Here is a 578-nt window from a genome sequence, read left to right on the forward strand (position 1 = left end):
GGCCGCATTCGTCGGCGCCGCCACCGTCGACTCGGCATTGTCGAGAGCAGCCGAATCGGGTCGGTTCGCCGAGGGGGACCTGCCGGCGATCGTCGCGCACCACACCGCCACCTCAGCCGGGGCGGTTGTCGTCGCCGACGAGAGGCATTCGGTCCAACCCGGTACCGCCGCCTGGGCCGGATTCGGCAGCACCAGTGCGGAGGCAAGCTCGTGAACCCCACCGCGCCACCATTACCCGACGACCTCCTCGCCGTCCTCAAACGGATGCGCCTGCCCTACCTGCGGGCTGCCTGTTCCTCGAGCATCGCCTGAGACTTCTCGATCCCACTCAACGCGGACTGCACAAGCAGCAGCGCCCCGCCGGCCTCGAGAACGTCCGGTGCCTGCCGGCAGATCCGATCGAGTACCGCGCGACCGTCCATACCCGCATCCCAGGATCGTGCGGCCCCACTGACCGGCACCCGATCATTTTCGGCGGGTACATAGGGCGGATTGGACACCACCAGATCGAAACGCTCGCCCCGGACCGGCTCGGTGAGGTCACCGCGCACCACTCGCACCGAACGACGGTGCGGCCG

General features: G+C 68.9%; 2 pseudogenes. One reads left to right on the top strand and one right to left on the bottom strand.

Annotated features, from left to right (window positions below):
- Window positions 1-214, top strand: a pseudogene (locus P3H15_RS54905) (IS21 family transposase); the annotation flags it as partial.
- A gap of 61 nt (window positions 215-275) precedes the next feature.
- On the opposite strand, the pseudogene P3H15_RS54910 reads toward P3H15_RS54905, so the two are convergent.
- Window positions 276-578, bottom strand: a pseudogene (locus P3H15_RS54910) (methyltransferase); the annotation flags it as partial.

It is taken from the genome of Rhodococcus sp. T2V, assembly GCF_029269925.1.
In the GTDB taxonomy this organism is placed as follows: Bacteria; Actinomycetota; Actinomycetes; order Mycobacteriales; family Mycobacteriaceae; genus Rhodococcus_F; species Rhodococcus_F koreensis.